The 1,499-nt window shown below is 45.4% G+C and carries 2 protein-coding genes; both read left to right on the top strand.

What is annotated here, in order from left to right; all coding sequences use genetic code 11:
• On the top strand, positions 1-561 hold a 561-nt coding region (locus PGX78_RS06530; protein WP_333523971.1), incomplete at its 5' end, for a prephenate dehydratase.
• A 209-nt stretch (positions 562-770) separates the two neighbouring features.
• Positions 771-1,286 carry a shikimate kinase gene (locus PGX78_RS06525; protein WP_270445977.1) on the top strand — a complete coding sequence of 172 codons (516 nt, stop codon included), beginning with the start codon at positions 771-773 and terminating at the stop codon, positions 1,284-1,286.
• Positions 1,287-1,499 lie beyond the last annotated feature (213 nt).

Here is a 1,499-nt window from a genome sequence, read left to right as displayed (position 1 = left end):
GGAGTTCCGGGAGCAAGGATGGAGGATATACGTCATGTCTATTCTCATCCTCAGGGACTGGCACAATGCCATGCCTTTTTACGACTTCACGATACGTGGCAACTGCACTCCTACTTCAGTACGGCACAAAGTGCCAAGGAAGTAGCCGTACGAGATGAAAAATCGGTGGCGGCTATTGCGGGACGGCAGGCGGCGGAATTATACGGATTGGATGTATTGGCAGGAAACATTTGTACGAATACGACGAATTATACGCGTTTCGTTATCATATCCAAGGAGGTCCTACCTTATGAGGGAAACAAGATGACCTTGGTTATTATTACGGAACACGTACCGGGAACCTTGTATAAGGCCTTGGGATACTTTTATCATTCGGGTATGAATATGACTCACTTAGAGTCGCGCCCCATACCGGGAAGACCTTTTGAATACTCGTTTCATATTGACGTGACGGGTGACCTCGACTCACCGGCGTGTAAAGAGGCTTTGGAACAATTAGAGAGACAATGTAAATACTTTAACATTCTGGGAACCTACCGGGCCGCAGAGAACAGACTATGACCTTCCACCGGGGCATGGAGGGGAAGCCGGATTACAAGGCGGCGACGGCTACGCTAAACAGGCTGTTGTCATGCTCTTCTCAATATTTACCTGTCAGACCGTTGCATATGCTGGTTACTCGGGTCGTAGGAAAGCGGAAATCCGTTCGGAACGAAATATGGGACGTTCCGTAATCTCAGCATAGTAAAAAAGACGGAGGATTTTATATCATGGAAAATCATAATATTGTTATTATCGGTATGCCCGGAAGCGGTAAGACGACATTCGGGACCGCCCTGGCAGAAGCTCTGGAACGCGATTTTTACGACGCCGATACCTATTTGGAAACCAGTGAAGGCCGAACTATCAAAGAGTTGTTTGCCGTCAGTGAAGATTGTTTCCGAGATGCGGAAACCCGTACGGCCCGTGCCTTGGGGAGTAAAAAGGGTGTCGTTATAGCTACGGGCGGCGGCGTTATTAAAAGGCGGGAAAATATTGATATTTACAAGGAAAACGGAATTATCATTTTCCTTGACCGGGCACCGGAGGATATTGTTACCGATGTAGATGTATCGACCCGTCCCTTACTCAAAGACGGACCGTCTAAAGTCTTTGACCTGTACAGAGAGCGCATTGATACTTATCGTTCATCGGCAGACTATCGTATGGCTAATGATGAGAGTATTGAACATGTATTGGAACATTTGGAGCATCTTGTAAAGGAACTGTTGGAAAAAAGAACCTGAAAACATTGTACTAAATCGGAACAATGTATATAATGAGTTCAGCATTTATGAAATCGGTAGTATTTTAGTTAGGGGGGAAGCCCTTTATGGGTGAAGAGTTAAATAAGACCGTTACGGCAAAGAAAACCAAGAAGCGATGGTTTATGCTTTTTCTGCTGTTTATTTTAACAGCTATAAACTATTTGGATCGTACCAATATGGCTGTAGCAGCAC

It is taken from the genome of Megasphaera sp. AF13-6AC, assembly GCF_027685385.1.
Lineage (GTDB): Bacteria > Bacillota > Negativicutes > Veillonellales > Megasphaeraceae > Megasphaera > Megasphaera micronuciformis.
This window is presented reverse-complemented; position numbering and strand designations above follow the sequence as displayed.